This window comes from Microbacterium sp. Cr-K32 (genome assembly GCF_000708345.1).
In the GTDB taxonomy this organism is placed as follows: domain Bacteria; phylum Actinomycetota; class Actinomycetes; order Actinomycetales; family Microbacteriaceae; genus Microbacterium; species Microbacterium maritypicum_A.
Genome location: NZ_JARD01000020.1, coordinates 92,135 through 107,813 on the forward strand (window position 1 = coordinate 92,135; position 15,679 = coordinate 107,813).

General features: G+C 67.1%; 18 protein-coding genes. 16 read left to right on the plus strand and 2 right to left on the minus strand.

Going from position 1 to position 15,679, the window contains the following annotated elements; translation table 11 throughout:
• Positions 1-104: 104 nt before the first annotated feature.
• Both GZ64_RS0110620 and GZ64_RS0110625 read left to right on the plus strand, forming a co-directional pair.
• Positions 105-1,649 (plus strand): CitMHS family transporter, encoded by a 1,545-nt coding sequence (locus tag GZ64_RS0110620; RefSeq protein WP_029258407.1) that lies wholly within the window; start codon positions 105-107, stop codon positions 1,647-1,649.
• A gap of 70 nt (positions 1,650-1,719) precedes the next feature.
• Entirely contained in the window at positions 1,720-2,127 is a 408-nt protein-coding gene (locus tag GZ64_RS0110625; protein ID WP_029266464.1) for a phage holin family protein, read from the plus strand.
• A 21-nt stretch (positions 2,128-2,148) separates the two neighbouring features.
• Here GZ64_RS0110625 and epsC read toward each other — a convergent pair whose 3' ends face one another.
• Positions 2,149-2,721: a serine O-acetyltransferase EpsC gene (gene epsC, locus GZ64_RS0110630; RefSeq protein WP_029266466.1), complete on the minus strand. Its 573-nt coding sequence runs from the start codon at positions 2,719-2,721 to the stop codon at positions 2,149-2,151.
• Positions 2,722-2,729: 8 nt separating this feature from the next.
• Positions 2,730-3,668 (minus strand): cysteine synthase A, encoded by a 939-nt coding sequence (gene cysK / locus GZ64_RS0110635; RefSeq protein ID WP_029266468.1) that lies wholly within the window; start codon positions 3,666-3,668, stop codon positions 2,730-2,732.
• A 100-nt stretch (positions 3,669-3,768) separates the two neighbouring features.
• On the opposite strand from cysK, the gene prmC reads away from it, so the two are divergent.
• From prmC to GZ64_RS20045, 14 genes are all read left to right on the plus strand, one after another.
• Positions 3,769-4,629 carry a peptide chain release factor N(5)-glutamine methyltransferase gene (prmC, locus tag GZ64_RS0110640; protein WP_029266470.1) on the plus strand — a complete coding sequence of 287 codons (861 nt, stop codon included), beginning with the start codon at positions 3,769-3,771 and terminating at the stop codon, positions 4,627-4,629.
• A 52-nt stretch (positions 4,630-4,681) separates the two neighbouring features.
• Positions 4,682-5,416 carry an L-threonylcarbamoyladenylate synthase gene (locus GZ64_RS0110645; protein ID WP_029266472.1) on the plus strand — a complete coding sequence of 245 codons (735 nt, stop codon included), beginning with the start codon at positions 4,682-4,684 and terminating at the stop codon, positions 5,414-5,416.
• Complete coding sequence (locus GZ64_RS0110650) at positions 5,413-6,582, plus strand: MraY family glycosyltransferase (protein WP_021199370.1); 1,170 nt, start codon at positions 5,413-5,415, stop codon at positions 6,580-6,582. The genes GZ64_RS0110645 and GZ64_RS0110650 overlap by 4 nt, the downstream gene beginning before the upstream one ends.
• A complete protein-coding gene (locus GZ64_RS0110655; protein ID WP_021199371.1) occupies positions 6,582-7,100 on the plus strand; it encodes a hypothetical protein in 519 nt (172 codons plus the stop codon). Before GZ64_RS0110650 ends, GZ64_RS0110655 begins: the two co-directional genes overlap by 1 nt.
• Before the next feature lie 132 nt (positions 7,101-7,232).
• Complete coding sequence (gene atpB / locus GZ64_RS0110660) at positions 7,233-8,030, plus strand: F0F1 ATP synthase subunit A (RefSeq protein ID WP_036271459.1); 798 nt, start codon at positions 7,233-7,235, stop codon at positions 8,028-8,030.
• A gap of 44 nt (positions 8,031-8,074) precedes the next feature.
• The gene (gene atpE, locus GZ64_RS0110665) at positions 8,075-8,311 is read left to right on the plus strand and encodes an ATP synthase F0 subunit C (protein ID WP_021199373.1); all 237 of its coding nucleotides are present in this window, start codon (positions 8,075-8,077) and stop codon (positions 8,309-8,311) included.
• A 27-nt stretch (positions 8,312-8,338) separates the two neighbouring features.
• A complete protein-coding gene (locus GZ64_RS0110670; protein ID WP_021199374.1) occupies positions 8,339-8,896 on the plus strand; it encodes a F0F1 ATP synthase subunit B in 558 nt (185 codons plus the stop codon).
• Entirely contained in the window at positions 8,896-9,687 is a 792-nt protein-coding gene (locus GZ64_RS0110675) for a F0F1 ATP synthase subunit delta (RefSeq protein ID WP_029266477.1), read from the plus strand. Before GZ64_RS0110670 ends, GZ64_RS0110675 begins: the two co-directional genes overlap by 1 nt.
• Before the next feature lie 47 nt (positions 9,688-9,734).
• Complete coding sequence (gene atpA, locus GZ64_RS0110680) at positions 9,735-11,375, plus strand: F0F1 ATP synthase subunit alpha (RefSeq protein WP_021199376.1); 1,641 nt, start codon at positions 9,735-9,737, stop codon at positions 11,373-11,375.
• A gap of 19 nt (positions 11,376-11,394) precedes the next feature.
• Positions 11,395-12,291: a F0F1 ATP synthase subunit gamma gene (locus GZ64_RS0110685; RefSeq protein WP_017830990.1), complete on the plus strand. Its 897-nt coding sequence runs from the start codon at positions 11,395-11,397 to the stop codon at positions 12,289-12,291.
• Between the two features lie 21 nt (positions 12,292-12,312).
• Complete coding sequence (atpD, locus tag GZ64_RS0110690; protein ID WP_017830989.1) at positions 12,313-13,767, plus strand: F0F1 ATP synthase subunit beta; 1,455 nt, start codon at positions 12,313-12,315, stop codon at positions 13,765-13,767.
• A gap of 2 nt (positions 13,768-13,769) precedes the next feature.
• A complete protein-coding gene (locus tag GZ64_RS0110695) occupies positions 13,770-14,030 on the plus strand; it encodes a F0F1 ATP synthase subunit epsilon (RefSeq protein ID WP_017830988.1) in 261 nt (86 codons plus the stop codon).
• Between the two features lie 76 nt (positions 14,031-14,106).
• Positions 14,107-14,853, plus strand: coding sequence for a YaaA family protein (locus tag GZ64_RS0110700; protein ID WP_029266479.1), 747 nt, complete (start codon positions 14,107-14,109; stop codon positions 14,851-14,853).
• A gap of 145 nt (positions 14,854-14,998) precedes the next feature.
• The coding region (locus GZ64_RS20045) for a DUF5684 domain-containing protein (RefSeq protein WP_081859733.1) at positions 14,999-15,679 on the plus strand (681 nt) is incomplete at its 3' end.

A 15,679-nucleotide genomic window follows, 5' to 3' on the forward strand; every position in this document is an offset into this window, starting at 1 on the left:
GCACAACGTCAGGGAATGCGGGATACCGCACCCGGACGTCGTCGATTGCCTAGTCTCGACGGGATCCGTCGCCGATGACGGAGCCACGACGAAGGAGTCAACGCATGCCAGACGCACTCACCGGCCTGTTCGCGGCCGCCGAAGAGGCGCCGACCTACGACGTGGCGTTCGTACCGCCCGAGTGGGTGCTGGTGCTCCTCGGATTCACCATGGTGCTCGCGTTCATGACGCTCATCATGACCAAGCGCCTCACACCCATGGTGGCCCTGATCCTCGTACCGACCGCGTTCGGACTCTTCGCGGGAGCGGGCCTCGGCCTCGGCGACATGATCCTCGACGCGATCGGCGCGATGGCCCCGACCGCGGCGCTGCTCATGTTCGCGATCATGTTCTTCGGCATCATGATCGACGTGGGGCTCTTCGATCCCCTCATCCGGCTGATCACCCGCCTGCTCGGAGACGATCCCGCCAAGGTGGTGCTCGGCACCGCGATCCTCGCCGGTGCGGTGTCCCTCGACGGCGACGGCTCGACGACCTTCATCATCACGACCTCGGCGATGCTGCCGATATACCTCCGACTGGGGATGAGCCCGGTCGTGCTGACGTGCGTCGCCGGACTCATGAACGGCACCCTGAACATCGTGCCGTGGGGAGGGCCCACGGTCCGGGCGGCGACCGCTCTGGGACTGCAGCCGACCGACATCTTCGTCCCGATGCTTCCCGCGCTGGGCGCCGGGATCGTCGTGACGCTCGGCTTCGCGTGGATCCTGGGGCTGCAGGAACGCCGTCGACTCGGACGGCTGGACTCCGAGGGGCTGCTGGTCGGGGCCGACGGGGGATCGCTCTCGACGGTGCCGAAGATCTTCCGCGGAGCCGAGCCGAAGCCGGGTGCACGTGCGTCGCTGCGCACCGGGAACCTGGTGGTCGTCGCCGGTGGACACGCCCCTGTCTCGGCCGCGAACGTCGATCCCGCCGATACGGCCATGGCCGACACGATGCTGGATCCTGCACGCCCCACCCTCCGGCCGAAGCTCATCTGGTTCAACCTGGTGCTCACCGTCGCGGTGATGGTGCTGCTGGTGCTCGACATCCTGCCGCTGCCGTACGTGTTCATGGTGGGTGCCGGGCTGGCCCTCGTCATCAACTTCCGCGGCATCAAGGAACAGGCGTCGGAGATCGTGGCGCACGCTCCGAGCATCGTGGGGGTCGTCTCCATGGTCATCGCGGCCGGGGTCCTGGTCGGCGTGCTCACCGGCACCGGGATGGTCGATGCGATGGCCACCTGGATCACGAACGTGCTGCCGCCGGCCCTCGGACCGTTCCTGGCGCCGATCACCGGCGTCCTCTCGATCCCGTTCACGTTCTTCATGTCGAACGATGCGTTCTACTTCGGCATCCTCCCGGTGCTCGCCCAGAGCGCGGCGAACTTCGGCATCGATCCTGTCGAGATGGCGAGGGCGTCCATCACGGGGCAGCCCGTGCACCTGCAGAGCCCGCTCGTGCCGGCGATCCTGCTGCTCGTGTCGCTCGCGAGCGTCAACCTCGGCGATCACCACCGCAAGGTGCTGTGGCGTGCGACGATCGTCTCGCTGGTCATGCTCGGTGTCGGCATCCTGACCGGCGCCGTCCCGTTCTTCGTGGCGCAGTGACGACCCGCCGACGGGGAGCGCGGATGCCGCGTTCCCCGTCGGCCGGCGTGCGGAGCGCTATGCTCGGCGCGTGATCACATTCCTCTTCCGCGGCCTGCTCTACGTGGTGTCGGCCGGTCTCGGCCTGATCGCCGCCGACCTCCTGCTCGACGGCTTCGAGATCGACTGGGACAAGTGGTGGGGCTTCGTCATCTGCATCCTGATCTTCGCGATCCTGCAGAGCGTGCTCGCGCCGTGGGTCGCCAAGGTCGCCAATCGCTACGCGCCGGTGCTGATGGGAGGCATCGGGATCTTCTCGACGCTGATCTCCCTCATCGTGGTCGTCCTGCTCCCCATCGGCGGGCTCCGCATCACGGACCTCACCGGATGGCTGCTCGGTTCGGTCATCGTGTGGCTGATCACCGCGGTGGGCAGCGTGGTGCTCCCTCTCATCTTCCTGCGCAAGAAGGTCGCGTCCGTGAAGTCCGCACGCCGCTGACGGGCCCACGCGGCAGCGGGTTCAGATCGCGTAGTGGTCGGGAGCGGTGAGGAGGGCCCTGGTGTCTTCTCCGAGCGTGCGGTGGCGCGGCTTCGCCGGCACCCCGACGAGCACGCTGTCGGCCGGGGCATCGCGGGTGACGACGGCGTTGGCACCGACCACGGATCCCGCGCCGATCGTGACGGGCCCCAGGATCTTGGCACCGGCGCCCACGGCGACGCCGTCTCCGAGCGTGGGGTGACGCTTGCCCGACGTCCGCGTGCGTCCGCCGAGCGTGACGCCGTGGTAGAGCATCACGTCATCGCCCACCACGGCGGTCTCCCCGATCACGACGCCCATTCCGTGATCGATGAAGAACCGCCGGCCGATCCTCGCACCGGGGTGGATCTCGATCCCCGTGAGCCAGCGCGAGATCTGCGAACCGGCGCGCGCGAGCAGGCGCAGCCGTCGCCGCCAGAGCGCGTGCGAGACGCGGTGCGCCCAGATGGCATGCAGGCCGGGGTACAGCAGAGCGACTTCGACGGCGCTGCGCGCGGCTGGATCGCGGAGGCGCGCTGCTGCGATGTCCTCGCGCATCCGACCGAAAATGCCCATCGACAGCCTCAGTCTTCGCGGAGGTCCTCGAACAGCGCGGTGGAGAGATAGCGCTCACCGGTGTCCGGGATCACGACGACGATCGTCTTGCCGGCGTTCTCCGGACGGGCGGCGACCTTGAGCGCCGCGGCGACGGCAGCACCCGACGACATGCCGACGAGGAGACCCTCCTTGGCCGCGAGCTCACGCGCGACGCGGATGGACTCGTCGAACTCCGCCGTGAGGATCTCGTCGAGCACGTCGCGGTCGAGCACGTCGGGGACGAAGTTCGGGCCGATCCCCTGGATCTTGTGGGGGCCGGGGCGTCCCTCGGTCAGCACGGGGGAGTCCTTGGGCTCGACGGCGATCACCTGGACGCCGGGCTTGGCGGCCTTGAGCGCCTGGCCGGTTCCGGTGACGGTCCCACCGGTACCGACGCCCGCGACGAGGATGTCGACGGCGCCGTCGGTGTCGCGCAGGATCTCCTGCGCCGTGGTCTCGCGGTGGATCTGGGGGTTCGCGGCGTTCTCGAACTGCCGGATCCAGATCGCGCCGGGGGTCTCGGCGACGATGCGCTTGGTCTCCTCGATCGCACCGCTCATGCCCTTGGTGGGATCGGTGAGCACGATCTCCGCGCCGAACGCCTTGAGCAGGACCCGGCGCTCCTTCGACATGGAGGCAGGCATCGTGAGGATCACCCGGTAGCCGCGCGCGGCACCCACCATCGCGAGGGCGATGCCGGTGTTGCCGCTGGTCGACTCGACGATCGTGCCGCCCGGCTTCAGCTCGCCCGATGCCTCGGCGGCGTTGATCATGGCGATGCCGATCCGATCCTTCACGCTCGACGCGGGGTTGTAGTACTCGAGCTTGGCGAGGACGGTGGCGCCCAGTCCCTCGGTCACCCTGTTCAGCCGGACGAGCGGGGTGTTGCCGAAAGCGGTCGTGATGTCGGAGTGGATACCGGGCATGGTGAGCCTTCCTGTGCGGGGGTCGCTGCCGCACCAGCCTAGGGGAGCGTCCCTATGGGCGAGGCTTTGTGACGTCAGCGCGCGCTCTACGCTGGAAGACATGTCCGACACCTCCCTCGCCGCCGTGGTCCGCACGGCTGCCCAGCGTCTCGCCGACGTCGGGGTCCCCGATCCGCTGGTCGACGCCGAGCTCCTCGCCGGTCACGTGCTCGGCCGTCGGCGCGGCGAGGTGCAGGCGGCGATCGTTCGCGGAGACGACGTCGACGACGAGACGGCAGCGGCTCTCGACGTCCTCATCACGCGTCGGGCTGCCCGTGAGCCGCTGCAGCACATCACCGGTACCGCGCCGTTCCGCCACCTCGAGCTCGCCGTCGGTCCCGGCGTCTTCGTGCCGCGTCCGGAGACCGAGACCGTCGTCCAGTACGCCATCGACGCCCTGCTGAACTCGGCCGAGACCGCCCCGATCGGGATCGATCTCGGAACCGGGAGTGGCGCGATCGCCCTCGCGATGGCCACCGAGGTGCCGCACGCCCGCATCTTCGCGGCCGAGCTCTCCGCGGATGCCCACGCCTGGGCGCGTCGAAACGTCGCAGGGATCGACAACCTGACACTCGTCCTGTCCGACCTGGGCGAGGCGTTCCCGGAACTCGAGGGCACGGCGTCCGTGGTCATCTCGAATCCGCCGTACGTGCCCGACGCCGCGATCCCGCGCGATCCGGAGGTGCGACTCTTCGATCCGGCGATGGCGTTGTACGGGGGAGAGGACGGGCTCGACATCGTGCGCGTACTCAGCTCGCGGGCGCTGCGATTGCTTCGTCCCGGGGGCCTGCTGGTCATCGAGCACGGCGAACTGCAGGGCGAATCGATCAGGGAGATCCTCACCCTCGACGGCTGGCGCGCGGCGGCGACACATCGCGATCTGACACTGCGCGATCGCACCACCACCGCACTCCGACCCTGATCAGCAACCTCGGAGCGTGCTCACCGGCCGCGCCGCATAGAATCGAGTCGTCATGTCAACCATCTTCGACTGCAGCGACGAGTCGCAGCTCCTCGCCGGCATGCGCCATGCGCGCCAGGCGATCGGCCGTGGCGACCTCATCGTCATCCCCACAGACACGGTGTACGGCGTCGGCGCCGATGCCTTCTCGCCGGCCGCCGTCCAGCGACTCCTCGACGCGAAGGGGCGGGGCCGCGACCAGCCGCCGCCCGTGCTGATCGGCACGAAGGAGACACTCGCCGCCCTCGCCGAATCGGTCCCCGAACCGGTGGAGCGGCTGGTCGAGGCGTTCTGGCCCGGTGGCCTCACGATCGTGCTGCCCGCGCAGCCGTCGCTGGTCTGGGACCTCGGTGAGACGCTCGGCACCGTCGCCGTCCGCATGCCGGAGGGGCGGGTCGCACTCGAACTGCTCGCGGAGACCGGTCCACTGGCCGTCTCCAGCGCGAACCTGACGGGAGAGGCCGCCGCCATCTCCGCGTACGACGCCGAGAAGATGCTGGGTGACAGCGTCGCGGTCTACCTGGCGGACGGACTGAGCAAGAACGGCATCGCGTCGACCATCGTCGATGCGACCTCGTTGGTCCGCCGCGGTGCGGACTCCGAGACGGGAGGCGTGCGCATCCTCCGCGACGGCGCCGTGACACGGGCGCAGCTGCAGGAGGTGCTCGGAGATCTCCTCGAGCCCGAGGACGATGCCGAGCACGAGCATCACCACCAGCATGCGCCGGACCAGGACGGGGATTCGTGAAGCAGTATCTCTTCACGATCATCCTCACCGCCGCGATCACGTTCGTACTGACCTGGGCGGTGTGGAAGCTGAGCCTCCGGTTCAAGCTGTACCCCGCCATCCGCGACCGTGACGTGCACACCACGCCCAAGCCCCGTCTGGGCGGCGTCGCGATCTTCCTCGCCATCGCCGCGGCGTTCGGGTTCTCCGCGATCAATCCCTTCTTCCAGAGCATCTGGATCCCCCCGCAGACCATGTGGTCGATCCTCGGCGCCTCGCTGCTGATCGCGATCATCGGGGTCGTCGACGACCTGTGGGACATCGACTGGATGATCAAGCTGGGCGCGCAGTTCCTGGCGGCGGGCGTCATCACCGTCGGTGGCGGCCTGCAGATCCTCTCGTTGCCGTTCGGTGACCTCATCGTGGTATCGAGCTGGCTGAGCATCACCATCACGATGTTCGCGATCGTCATCGTGATGAACGCGGTGAACTTCATCGACGGGCTCGACGGGCTCGTCGCGGGCGTGTGCCTGATCTCGAACGGTGTGTTCTTCGCCTATTCCTACATCTTCACGCGCGACTCGGGCGCGTCCAGCTACTTCAACCTCTCGACCTTCATCGCGGCGGTGCTCATCGGCGCCTGCCTCGGCTTCCTGCCGTTGAACTGGAGTCCGGCGAAGATCTTCATGGGCGATTCCGGGGCGCTGGTGATCGGCCTGCTGATGGCCACATCGGCGATCGCGATCACCGGGCAGATGGACCCGTCCGCCCTCGACCCCGAGCGTCTCGGGCGTTCCCAGCTGGTCGGCGCGTTCCTGCCCATCCTGCTGCCACTGCTGGTCGTGCTGCTCCCGCTGCTCGACTTCGGGCTCGCCGTGCTCCGCCGGATGAGCGCCGGTCGCTCGCCGTTCTCGCCCGACCGGAAGCACCTGCATCACCGCATGCTCGATCTCGGTCACCGCGACCGCGACGCCGTGCTCATCTTCTACGCCTGGACGGCCGTCGTCTCGCTCGCCGTCCTCCTGATGTACGTCGGTGCCCGGGAGGACTGGCCCGGCCAGTATCTGCCGGGCGTCGGCTTCGGCATCGTGGGCATCGCCGCCTGCCTCGTCGTCACGCTGAGTCCCACCCGCCGCAGGAAGAGCGCAGCGGGCGCCGAACCCGAACCGACACCCGTGGAGTCCTGATGAGCCCGAGCCCCGTTTCCAGCACGCCGATCCTGCGCCGGACCCTGATCTGGTCGGCGATCGCCACCGCGGTGCTCGCGATCGTGGCGGGCGGAGTCGGTTATCTCGTCGCCCAGGGGGAGGGGCTCGTCAGCGGCCTGCTCGGTGTCGTCCTGGCTGCCGTCTTCCTCGGGATCACCGGACTCAGCATCCTGATCGCCAACCGCTGGTTCGGGGATCCGCTGTACGTGCAGCTGTTCTTCGCGATCGTCCTGGGCGGCTGGCTGCTGAAGCTCGGCCTCTTCGTTGTCGTGATGATCCTCCTCGCCGGTCAGCCGTGGCTGCAGCCGATGGTCTTCTTCCTGTCGATCGTCGCCGGCGTGCTCATGTCGCTCGTCATCGACGTCGTCGTGCTCACCCAGATGCGGCTCCCGAACGTCAGCGACACCACGCTGCCGACCGAGGTGCCCGAGGATCGTGCCCCCGGTGCGGCCAATCACATCGACGGCGGGCCGGTCGAGGGTGGCCAGCGGTCTTAGGGGACCCTCAGATTCTGATAGTGTTGAGACGTGCCCGCCGCTCGCCCGCGAGCGCTTGCGCTGTGAAGCACACCGACCATCGTCGCCCCGGTTCTGACCGGTGCCCCGAAGCTGGAGCCCGCGCTGTTTAATATCGCTGCGACCCTGACCCCCCGACTTGCCACCGACGGCGAGTTCCACGGCCCTTCGATCGATGAGTTCTTTCCGGAGATCCTCTTCCACGTAGGACCCATCCCGGTGAACCGGATCCACCTGATCCAGTTGCTCTCGGTGATCGCCGTGGTCCTCATCCTCTGGCTCGGCACCCGACGCATGAAGGTCGTCCCCGGACGTTTCCAGAGCGTCGTCGAGATGGGCCTCGGCTTCGTCCGTGGCGGCATCGCCCACGACCTGCTCGGTCGCAAGGACGGTGACCGGTTCCTCCCGATCCTGATGACCATCTTCTTCATGACGCTGTTCATGAACATCACCGGCATCATCCCGTTCCTGAACATGCCGGGTACGGCGATCATCGCGGTGCCGCTCACGCTCGCGGTGGTCAGCTATGTCACCTTCATCTACGCCGGCATCAAGAAGAGCCCCAAGAACTTCTTCAAGAACTCGCTCTTCCCCTCCGGTGTGCCGTGGCCCGTGTACTTCATCGTCACGCCCATCGAGCTGATCTCGACCTTCATCATCCGCCCGGTGACCCTCACCCTGCGACTGCTGATGAACCTGGTCGTCGGTCACATGATCCTGGTCCTCTGCTTCGCAGCGACCCAGTTCTTCTTCTTCACCGCGGGTGGCGGCTGGGCCGCTCTCGGTATCGGAACCCTCGCCTTCGGCGGCGCCTTCACTCTCTTCGAGATTCTGGTCGCCGTCCTCCAGGCATACGTCTTCACCGTCCTCACCGCGGTCTACATCCAGCTCGCGGTCGCAGAAGAGCACTGAGCGGGCGGGCAACAGCCCTCCCACCCAACGAAAGGAAAAACCCCGTGGACGCAACTACGGTTCTCGCTGACATCAACGGCAACCTCGCGGTGATCGGCTACGGCCTCGCAGCCATCGGCCCGGCCATCGGTGTGGGCATCGTCGTGGGCAAGACCATCGAGGGCGTCGCTCGTCAGCCCGAGCTGGCCGGCCGTCTCCAGGTCCTCATGTGGATCGGTATCGCCTTCACCGAGGCGCTTGCATTCGTCGGCATCGCCGTCGGATTCATCCCCTTCCCGTAATCCGAACCGACTTCTGAAGGAGACAGGATGCTGAACGCTCTTGTCACGAACCTCGCAGCAGAGGAGGGCGCGGTTAACAACCCGCTCATCCCGGCGTGGTACGACATCATCTGGTCGGGCCTCTGGTTCCTCATCATCCTCATCGTCGTGTGGAAGGTCGCCCTTCCCAAGCTGACGAAGATGCTCGACGAGCGGTCCGCCGCCATCGAGGGCAACATCGCCAAGGCCGACGAGGCGCAGAAGCAGGCGGAGGCGGCACTCGAGGAGTACACGCGTCAGCTCGCCGAGGCGCGTACCGAGGCCGGCGAGATCCGCGAGGCCGCCCGCGAGGACGGCAAGAAGATCGTCGCCGAGGCGAAGGACGCCGCGACCGCCGAGGCCGCACGCATCACCGCCACCGCGCACACGCAGATCGAAGCAGAGCGTCAGACCGCTCTCGTCTCGCTGCGCAGCGAGGTCGGATCGCTCGCTCTCGACCTCGCCGGTGGCGTGGTCGGCGAGACGCTCTCCGACGACGCACGTGCGACGGCTGTCGTCGATCGCTTCCTCGCCGAGCTCGAGGCATCCGAGAAGGCGGCTCAGTAATGGGCAGCGCGACCACTCAGGCACTCGCGGCATCCATCAAGACGCTTGCCGCAGCGAAGGACGTCACTCTCGACACCGCGCGGGAGCTGTTCGCTGCCGCGCATGCCGTGAGCGAGTCGTCCCAGCTGAGCGGCGCGCTTGCTGATCCTTCCGCTCCCGCCGCGGCACGACAGAACGTCGTCGCCGCGGTGTTCGGCGGGTTCTCCGCAGGCGCCCAGGGCGTCTTGAAGACGGCCGTCGCCGAGCGCTGGTCCCACGCGGGTGAGCTCGTCGACGGTATCGAGGAGCTCGCGATCCGCGCCGCAGCGATCGCCGAGCCCGGCACGGACATCGAGGGGGAGCTCTTCGGATTCTCCCGGGTGATCGCGGCGAACCCCGAGCTCGAACTCGCTCTGGGCAGCCGCGTCGGTGGAGAAGACGCCAAGAGTGCACTCGTCGAGCGCCTCCTGGCCGAAGGCTCCACCAGCGCCGCGACGACGCTGATCATCACGTCGCTCGTGCGCGAGCCGCGCGGGCGACGGGTCCGACGGCTGCTGAACCGGGCGATGAGCGTCGTCTCGAGCCAGCGTGGTCGAGTGATCGCCACGGTGCACACCGCGGCCCCTCTCAGCGACGCGCAGCGCGCCCGTCTCAGCGACTCGCTCTCGCGTCGCTACGACGGCCAGGTATCGCTCAACGTCGTCATCGACCCTGCCGTCGTCGGAGGCCTGCGCGTGCAGATCGCCGATGACGTCATCGACGGCAGCATCTCCGCACGACTCGCCGACCTTCGCCAGAAGCTCGCGGGCTAACACGACTTCGCGCGGGGAACCGCGCACCCAGATACAAAGGGAAGACAATGGCAGAACTATCGATCAGCCCCGACGTCATCCGTGACGCGCTGAAGGACTTCGCCGCAGCATACGAGCCCTCCGGGGCCGGGGCGACCGAGGTCGGCACCGTCATCGACGCCGCAGACGGCATCGCGCACGTCGAGGGACTGCCCGGCGTCATGGCGAACGAGCTCGTCATCTTCGCCGACGGCACCAAGGGTCTCGCACAGAGCCTGAACGAGCACGAGATCGGTGTCGTCGTCCTCGGCGAGTTCACCGGCGTCGAGGCCGGTCAGGAAGTCACCCGCACCGGCGAGGTCCTCTCGGTCCCGGTCGGCGACGGCTACCTCGGCCGCGTGGTCGACCCGCTCGGCAACCCGATCGACGGACTCGGTGCCATCGAGACCGAGAGCGTCCGCGCCCTCGAGCTCCAGGCTCCCGGCGTCATGCAGCGCAAGTCGGTGCACGAGCCGATGCAGACCGGCATCAAGGCCATCGACGCGATGATCCCCGTGGGCCGTGGCCAGCGTCAGCTGATCATCGGCGACCGCCAGACCGGCAAGACGGCCATCGCGATCGACACGATCATCAACCAGAAGGCCAACTGGGAGTCTGGCGACGTCAACAAGCAGGTCCGCTGCATCTACGTCGCCATCGGCCAGAAGGGCTCGACCATCGCTTCGGTGAAGGGCGCGCTCGAAGAGGCCGGCGCTCTGGAGTACACCACGATCGTGGCGGCTCCGGCGTCCGACCCCGCCGGCTTCAAGTACCTGGCTCCCTACACGGGTTCCGCCATCGGTCAGCACTGGATGTACGGCGGCAAGCACGTCCTCATCATCTTCGACGACCTGTCGAAGCAGGCTGAGGCCTACCGTGCCGTCTCCCTCCTCCTGCGCCGCCCGCCGGGCCGTGAGGCCTACCCGGGTGACGTCTTCTACCTGCACTCGCGTCTGCTCGAGCGTTGCGCGAAGCTGTCCGACGAGCTCGGTGCCGGTTCCATGACGGGTCTCCCGATCATCGAGACCAAGGCGAACGACGTCTCGGCCTACATCCCGACCAACGTGATCTCGATCACCGACGGCCAGATCTTCCTCCAGTCCGACCTCTTCAACGCCAACCAGCGTCCTGCGGTCGACGTGGGTATCTCGGTCTCGCGAGTCGGTGGTGACGCTCAGGTCAAGTCGATCAAGAAGGTCTCCGGAACGTTGAAGCTGGAGCTCGCGCAGTACCGCTCCCTCGAGGCGTTCGCGATGTTCGCATCCGACCTCGACGCGGCTTCGCGTCGTCAGCTCTCCCGTGGTGCGCGTCTGACCGAGCTGCTCAAGCAGCCGCAGTACTCGCCGTACCCCGTCGAGGAGCAGGTCGTCTCGATCTGGGCCGGTACCAACGGCAAGCTCGACACGATCGAGGTCTCCGACGTGCTGCGCTTCGAGCGCGAGCTCCTGGACTACCTGCGTCGCAACACCCAGGTCCTCGAGACCCTCCGCGACACCAACGTCCTCGACGACGCCACGGTCGCCGAGCTCGACAAGCAGACGGATGCCTTCATCCTGGAGTTCCAGGGTGGCAAGGGACACGCCATCGGCGCCCCGGGTCACGAAGAGCACGCTGCGGCCGAGGCGGAAGACGTCAACCAGGAGAAGATCGTCAAGGGTCGTCGCGCGTAACCGCGTGAGGTACTGACATATGGGCGCTCAACTCAGGGTCTACAAGCAGAAGATCTCTTCTGCTCAGACGACCAAGAAGATCACGAAGGCGATGGAACTCATCGCGGCTTCGCGCATCCAGAAGGCGATGGCACGCGTCAAGGCGTCCACTCCCTTCGCGCGTGCCGTGACGAGGGCCGTGTCGGCCGTCGCGACGCACTCGAACGTGGATCACCCGCTGACCCGTGAGTCCGAGAACATCACCCGCTCCGCGGTCGTGATCTTCTCCTCGGACCGCGGTCTCGCCGGAGCCTTCAACTCGCAGATCCTCCGTGAGGGTCTCGAGGTTGCGGAGCTCCTGCGGGAGCAGGGCAAGGAGCCGGTCTTCTACCTCATCGGTCGCAAGGCCGTCGGATACTTCCAGTTCCGACGCCTTGCTGCCGCTGCGGAGTGGACGGGCGACACCGACACCCCGTCGTTCCACACCGCGGAGGAGATCTCCGCGACGCTGCTCGAGTCCTTCTCCCGCGGGGGACAGGACGGCGGCGTCGACGAGATCCACCTCGTGTACAACCGTTTCGTCAGCATGATGACGCAGTCGCCCGAATCCGTGCGTCTGCTCCCGCTGGAGATCACGGAAGCCGATGAGTCGGAGGCCGGTAACACCGTTTACCCGCTGTACGAGTTCGAGCCGGACGCCGAGACTGTTCTCGACGCGATCCTGCCGGTGTACATCCAGAGCCGAGTCTTCAACGCTCTCCTGCAGTCGTCTGCCGCAAAGCAGGCGGCGACGCAGAAGGCGATGAAGTCGGCCAGCGACAACGCCGACAAGCTCATCACCGACTACACCCGTCTGCGCAACAACGCGCGCCAGGCGGAGATCACGCAGCAGATCGCCGAGATCGTCGGCGGCGCCGACGCCCTCTCGAGCAAATAGACCATCAGGAAAGAGACGAAAATGACCCTCACCGCTCCGGCTGACCAGCCGGCGACCGCGGTCGTCGGGCGCGTCGCACGCGTCAACGGTCCGGTTGTCGACATCGAGTTCCCTCATGACTCGATCCCCGACATCTACAACGCGCTGAAGACCACGATCGCGATGGGCGAAGAGTCCACCGAGATCACGCTCGAGGTCGCTCAGCACCTCGGCGACGACCTCGTCCGCGCCATCGCGCTGAACCCGACCGACGGCATCGTCCGCGGCCAGGAAGTCCGCGACACCGGTGAGGCCATCTCGGTCCCCGTCGGCGACGTGACCAAGGGCAAGGTGTTCAACGTCATCGGCGAGGTGCTGAACCTCGAGCCCGGCGAGACCATCGAGGTCACCGAGCGCTGGCCGATCCACCGCAAGGCCCCGAACTTCGACCAGCTCGAGTCCAAGACTCAGATGTTCGAGACCGGCATCAAGTCGATCGACCTCCTCACCCCGTACGTGCTGGGTGGAAAGATCGGTCTGTTCGGTGGAGCCGGTGTCGGTAAGACCGTCCTCATCCAGGAGATGATCCAGCGCGTCGCGCAGGACCACGGTGGTGTGTCGGTGTTCGCCGGTGTCGGTGAGCGCACCCGTGAGGGCAACGACCTCATCCACGAGATGGAAGAGGCGGGCGTCTTCGACAAGACCGCCCTGGTGTTCGGCCAGATGGACGAGCCGCCGGGAACGCGTCTTCGCGTCGCCCTGTCGGCTCTGACGATGGCGGAGTACTTCCGTGACGTGCAGAAGCAGGACGTTCTGCTCTTCATCGACAACATCTTCCGCTTCACGCAGGCCGGTTCCGAGGTCTCCACGCTGCTGGGCCGTATGCCCTCCGCCGTGGGTTACCAGCCGAACCTCGCCGACGAGATGGGTGTGCTCCAGGAGCGCATCACCTCGACGCGTGGTCACTCGATCACCTCGCTGCAGGCGATCTACGTGCCCGCCGATGACTACACCGACCCGGCTCCGGCGACGACGTTCGCCCACCTCGACGCGACGACCGAGCTCTCTCGTGAGATCGCCTCGAAGGGTCTGTACCCGGCCATCGACCCGCTGACCTCGACGTCGCGCATCATGGACCCCCGCTACTTGGGCGAGGACCACTACCGCGTCGCGACGACCGTCAAGCAGATCCTCCAGAAGAACAAGGAGCTGCAGGAGATCATCGCCATCCTGGGTGTCGATGAGCTCTCCGAGGAAGACAAGATCGTCGTGTCGCGTGCACGTCGCATCCAGCAGTTCCTCTCGCAGAACACCTACATGGCCAAGAAGTTCACGGGCGTCGAAGGTTCGACCGTCCCGCTGAAGGAGACCATCGAGTCGTTCGACGCGATCACCCGCGGCGACTTCGACCACGTGGCCGAGCAGGCCTTCTTCAACGTCGGTGGCATCTCCGACGTCGAAGAGCAGTGGGCGAAGATCCAGAAGGAGAACGGCTGACCATGGCGCTGCATGTCAGCCTCGTCTCCGCTGATGCGGAGGTCTGGACGGGAGAGGCGAGCCTCGTGGTCGCCAAGACCGTCGAGGGCGAGATCGGCTTCATGACCGGCCACGAGCCGGTGCTGGCCATCCTCGCCGAGGGCCAGGTTCGCATCACCCAGTCGGATGGCACCAAGGTGCTGGCCAACGCGCAGGACGGGTTCCTCTCGATGGAGGGCGACACCCTGACGATCGTTGCCGGCAACGCGGCTCTGATCGCCTAGCAGTTCCTGTTTCACGCGTCCGCCTCGGCACCCGCACGGGTTCCGAGGCGGACGCGTCTGTATCCACCGAGGTTCCATGAAGATCCTGCTCCCTCCTTCGGAGACCAAGCATGAGGGCGGTGAGGGTTCCCCGCTCGACCTCGCGTCGCTGGCACTCCCGTCTCTGAACGAGCGGCGCGCCGCTGTCGTCGAGGCTCTGATCGACCTCGCTGCCGACGAAGAGGCTGCCCGTCGGGTGCTCAAGCTGAGTGCTCGGCAGAGCGGCGATGTCGCGCACAACAGGGCGCTTCGCTCCGCTCCCACGATGCCCGCGATCGACCGGTACACGGGGGTGCTGTTCGACGCGCTCGATGCCCGATCGCTCTCCGTCGCGTCCCGTCGATGGCTGGGTGCCCATGTCTGGATCCACAGCGCTCCGCTGGGACCGGTGGGCGCGCTCGACGCGGTCCCGACGTATCGGCTGGCCGCCGGCACCTCCGTCCCCGGGCTTCCCGCGCTTCGGCGGCATTGGGCGGAGGCCACCTCTGCAGCGATCGCGGAGGCGGATCCGTCGTTCGTGCTCGACCTGCGGAGTGAGGCGTACGTCGCGCTGGGACCCGTGCCGGACTCCGTCTCCTCCGCTTACGTGCGGGTCGTGACGGAGCACGGGAGGGCCCTCAATCACTTCAACAAGAAATCGAAGGGTGCACTCGTCCGGGCGATTGCCGAGGATCGACCACGGGTCGGTTCCCTTCGCGGTCTTCGGCTCTGGGCGGAGAAGCGAGGGATCATTCTCCGCGATGGCGCACAGCCGGGCGTGCTGGAGCTCGTCGTCGACGAGTGAGCAGGGGATCGGCCGGGTGCGCCGTGCGTCCACGCGCGACCACGAGTCGAACGCGCCCGACGGCGTAAGAGACATGCGCGCGTACCCCGGGAAGCGCTAGTGTGTTCAGCGCATGATGCCGCATCATGACTTTCTGGAGGGAACCATGAACGACTACTACGGCTATGACGGCCTGTCAGGCGGAGCGATCCTCGCGCTGACCCTGGTCTACACGATCCTGCCACTCGCCATCTACGCACTCTACTCGTGGTTCTACATGAAGATCTTCGAGAAGGCGGGAGTGCAGGGGAAGTGGCGCGCGTGGGTGCCCGTCTACAGCACGATGATCTTCTACAAGCTCGGCGATCTGAGCCCCTGGCTCGTCCTCTACCTGATGGGTGCCGGTATCCTCGGCGCGATTATCCCGTTCCTCGGGTGGTTCCTGATCCTCCCGCTCGTCGGCATCGCGGGTCGCGTGGTCGACCTGATCGCCGCCTGGCGCGTCGGGCTGAAGCTGCAGAAGGACGCTGTCTGGGTCGTCCTCTACTTCTTCCTGCCTCCGGTGTGGCTCGGCATCAACGCGTTCGACAAGTCGCGCTGGAACCCGAGCATCCAGCCCGCTTCCTGGGCTGCCAACGGTCTGCTCGGCGACCGCACCGCGTGGGAGGGCATCCCCGCTCAGACGTCGGCCGCGGCGCCGCAGCCCGGTTACGGTGCTCCGCAGGGCTACGCGCAGCCCGGACCGCAGGGATACGCGCCTCCCGCGCAGCCGGGGTACGCACCGCCCGCGCAGCCCGGCTACGCACCTCCCGCAGGCCCTGCAGCTCCGGCGACCGGTGCCCCGGTT

Bases quoted from the DNA above. Each gene is read 5' to 3' on its own strand.
- GZ64_RS0110655 (WP_021199371.1), top strand. From the start codon at position 6,582: ATGAGCCCGAGCCCCGTTTCCAGCACGCCGATCCTGCGCCGGACCCTG.
- GZ64_RS0110700 (WP_029266479.1), top strand. From the start codon at position 14,107: ATGAAGATCCTGCTCCCTCCTTCGGAGACCAAGCATGAGGGCGGTGAG.
- epsC (WP_029266466.1), bottom strand. From the start codon at position 2,721: ATGGGCATTTTCGGTCGGATGCGCGAGGACATCGCAGCAGCGCGCCTC.
- GZ64_RS0110685 (WP_017830990.1), top strand. From the start codon at position 11,395: ATGGGCGCTCAACTCAGGGTCTACAAGCAGAAGATCTCTTCTGCTCAG.
- GZ64_RS0110695 (WP_017830988.1), top strand. From the start codon at position 13,770: ATGGCGCTGCATGTCAGCCTCGTCTCCGCTGATGCGGAGGTCTGGACG.
- atpD (WP_017830989.1), top strand. From the start codon at position 12,313: ATGACCCTCACCGCTCCGGCTGACCAGCCGGCGACCGCGGTCGTCGGG.
- GZ64_RS0110620 (WP_029258407.1), top strand. From the start codon at position 105: ATGCCAGACGCACTCACCGGCCTGTTCGCGGCCGCCGAAGAGGCGCCG.
- GZ64_RS0110670 (WP_021199374.1), top strand. From the start codon at position 8,339: ATGCTGAACGCTCTTGTCACGAACCTCGCAGCAGAGGAGGGCGCGGTT.
- GZ64_RS0110645 (WP_029266472.1), top strand. From the start codon at position 4,682: ATGTCAACCATCTTCGACTGCAGCGACGAGTCGCAGCTCCTCGCCGGC.
- prmC (WP_029266470.1), top strand. From the start codon at position 3,769: ATGTCCGACACCTCCCTCGCCGCCGTGGTCCGCACGGCTGCCCAGCGT.
- cysK (WP_029266468.1), bottom strand. From the start codon at position 3,668: ATGCCCGGTATCCACTCCGACATCACGACCGCTTTCGGCAACACCCCG.
- atpA (WP_021199376.1), top strand. From the start codon at position 9,735: ATGGCAGAACTATCGATCAGCCCCGACGTCATCCGTGACGCGCTGAAG.
- GZ64_RS0110675 (WP_029266477.1), top strand. From the start codon at position 8,896: ATGGGCAGCGCGACCACTCAGGCACTCGCGGCATCCATCAAGACGCTT.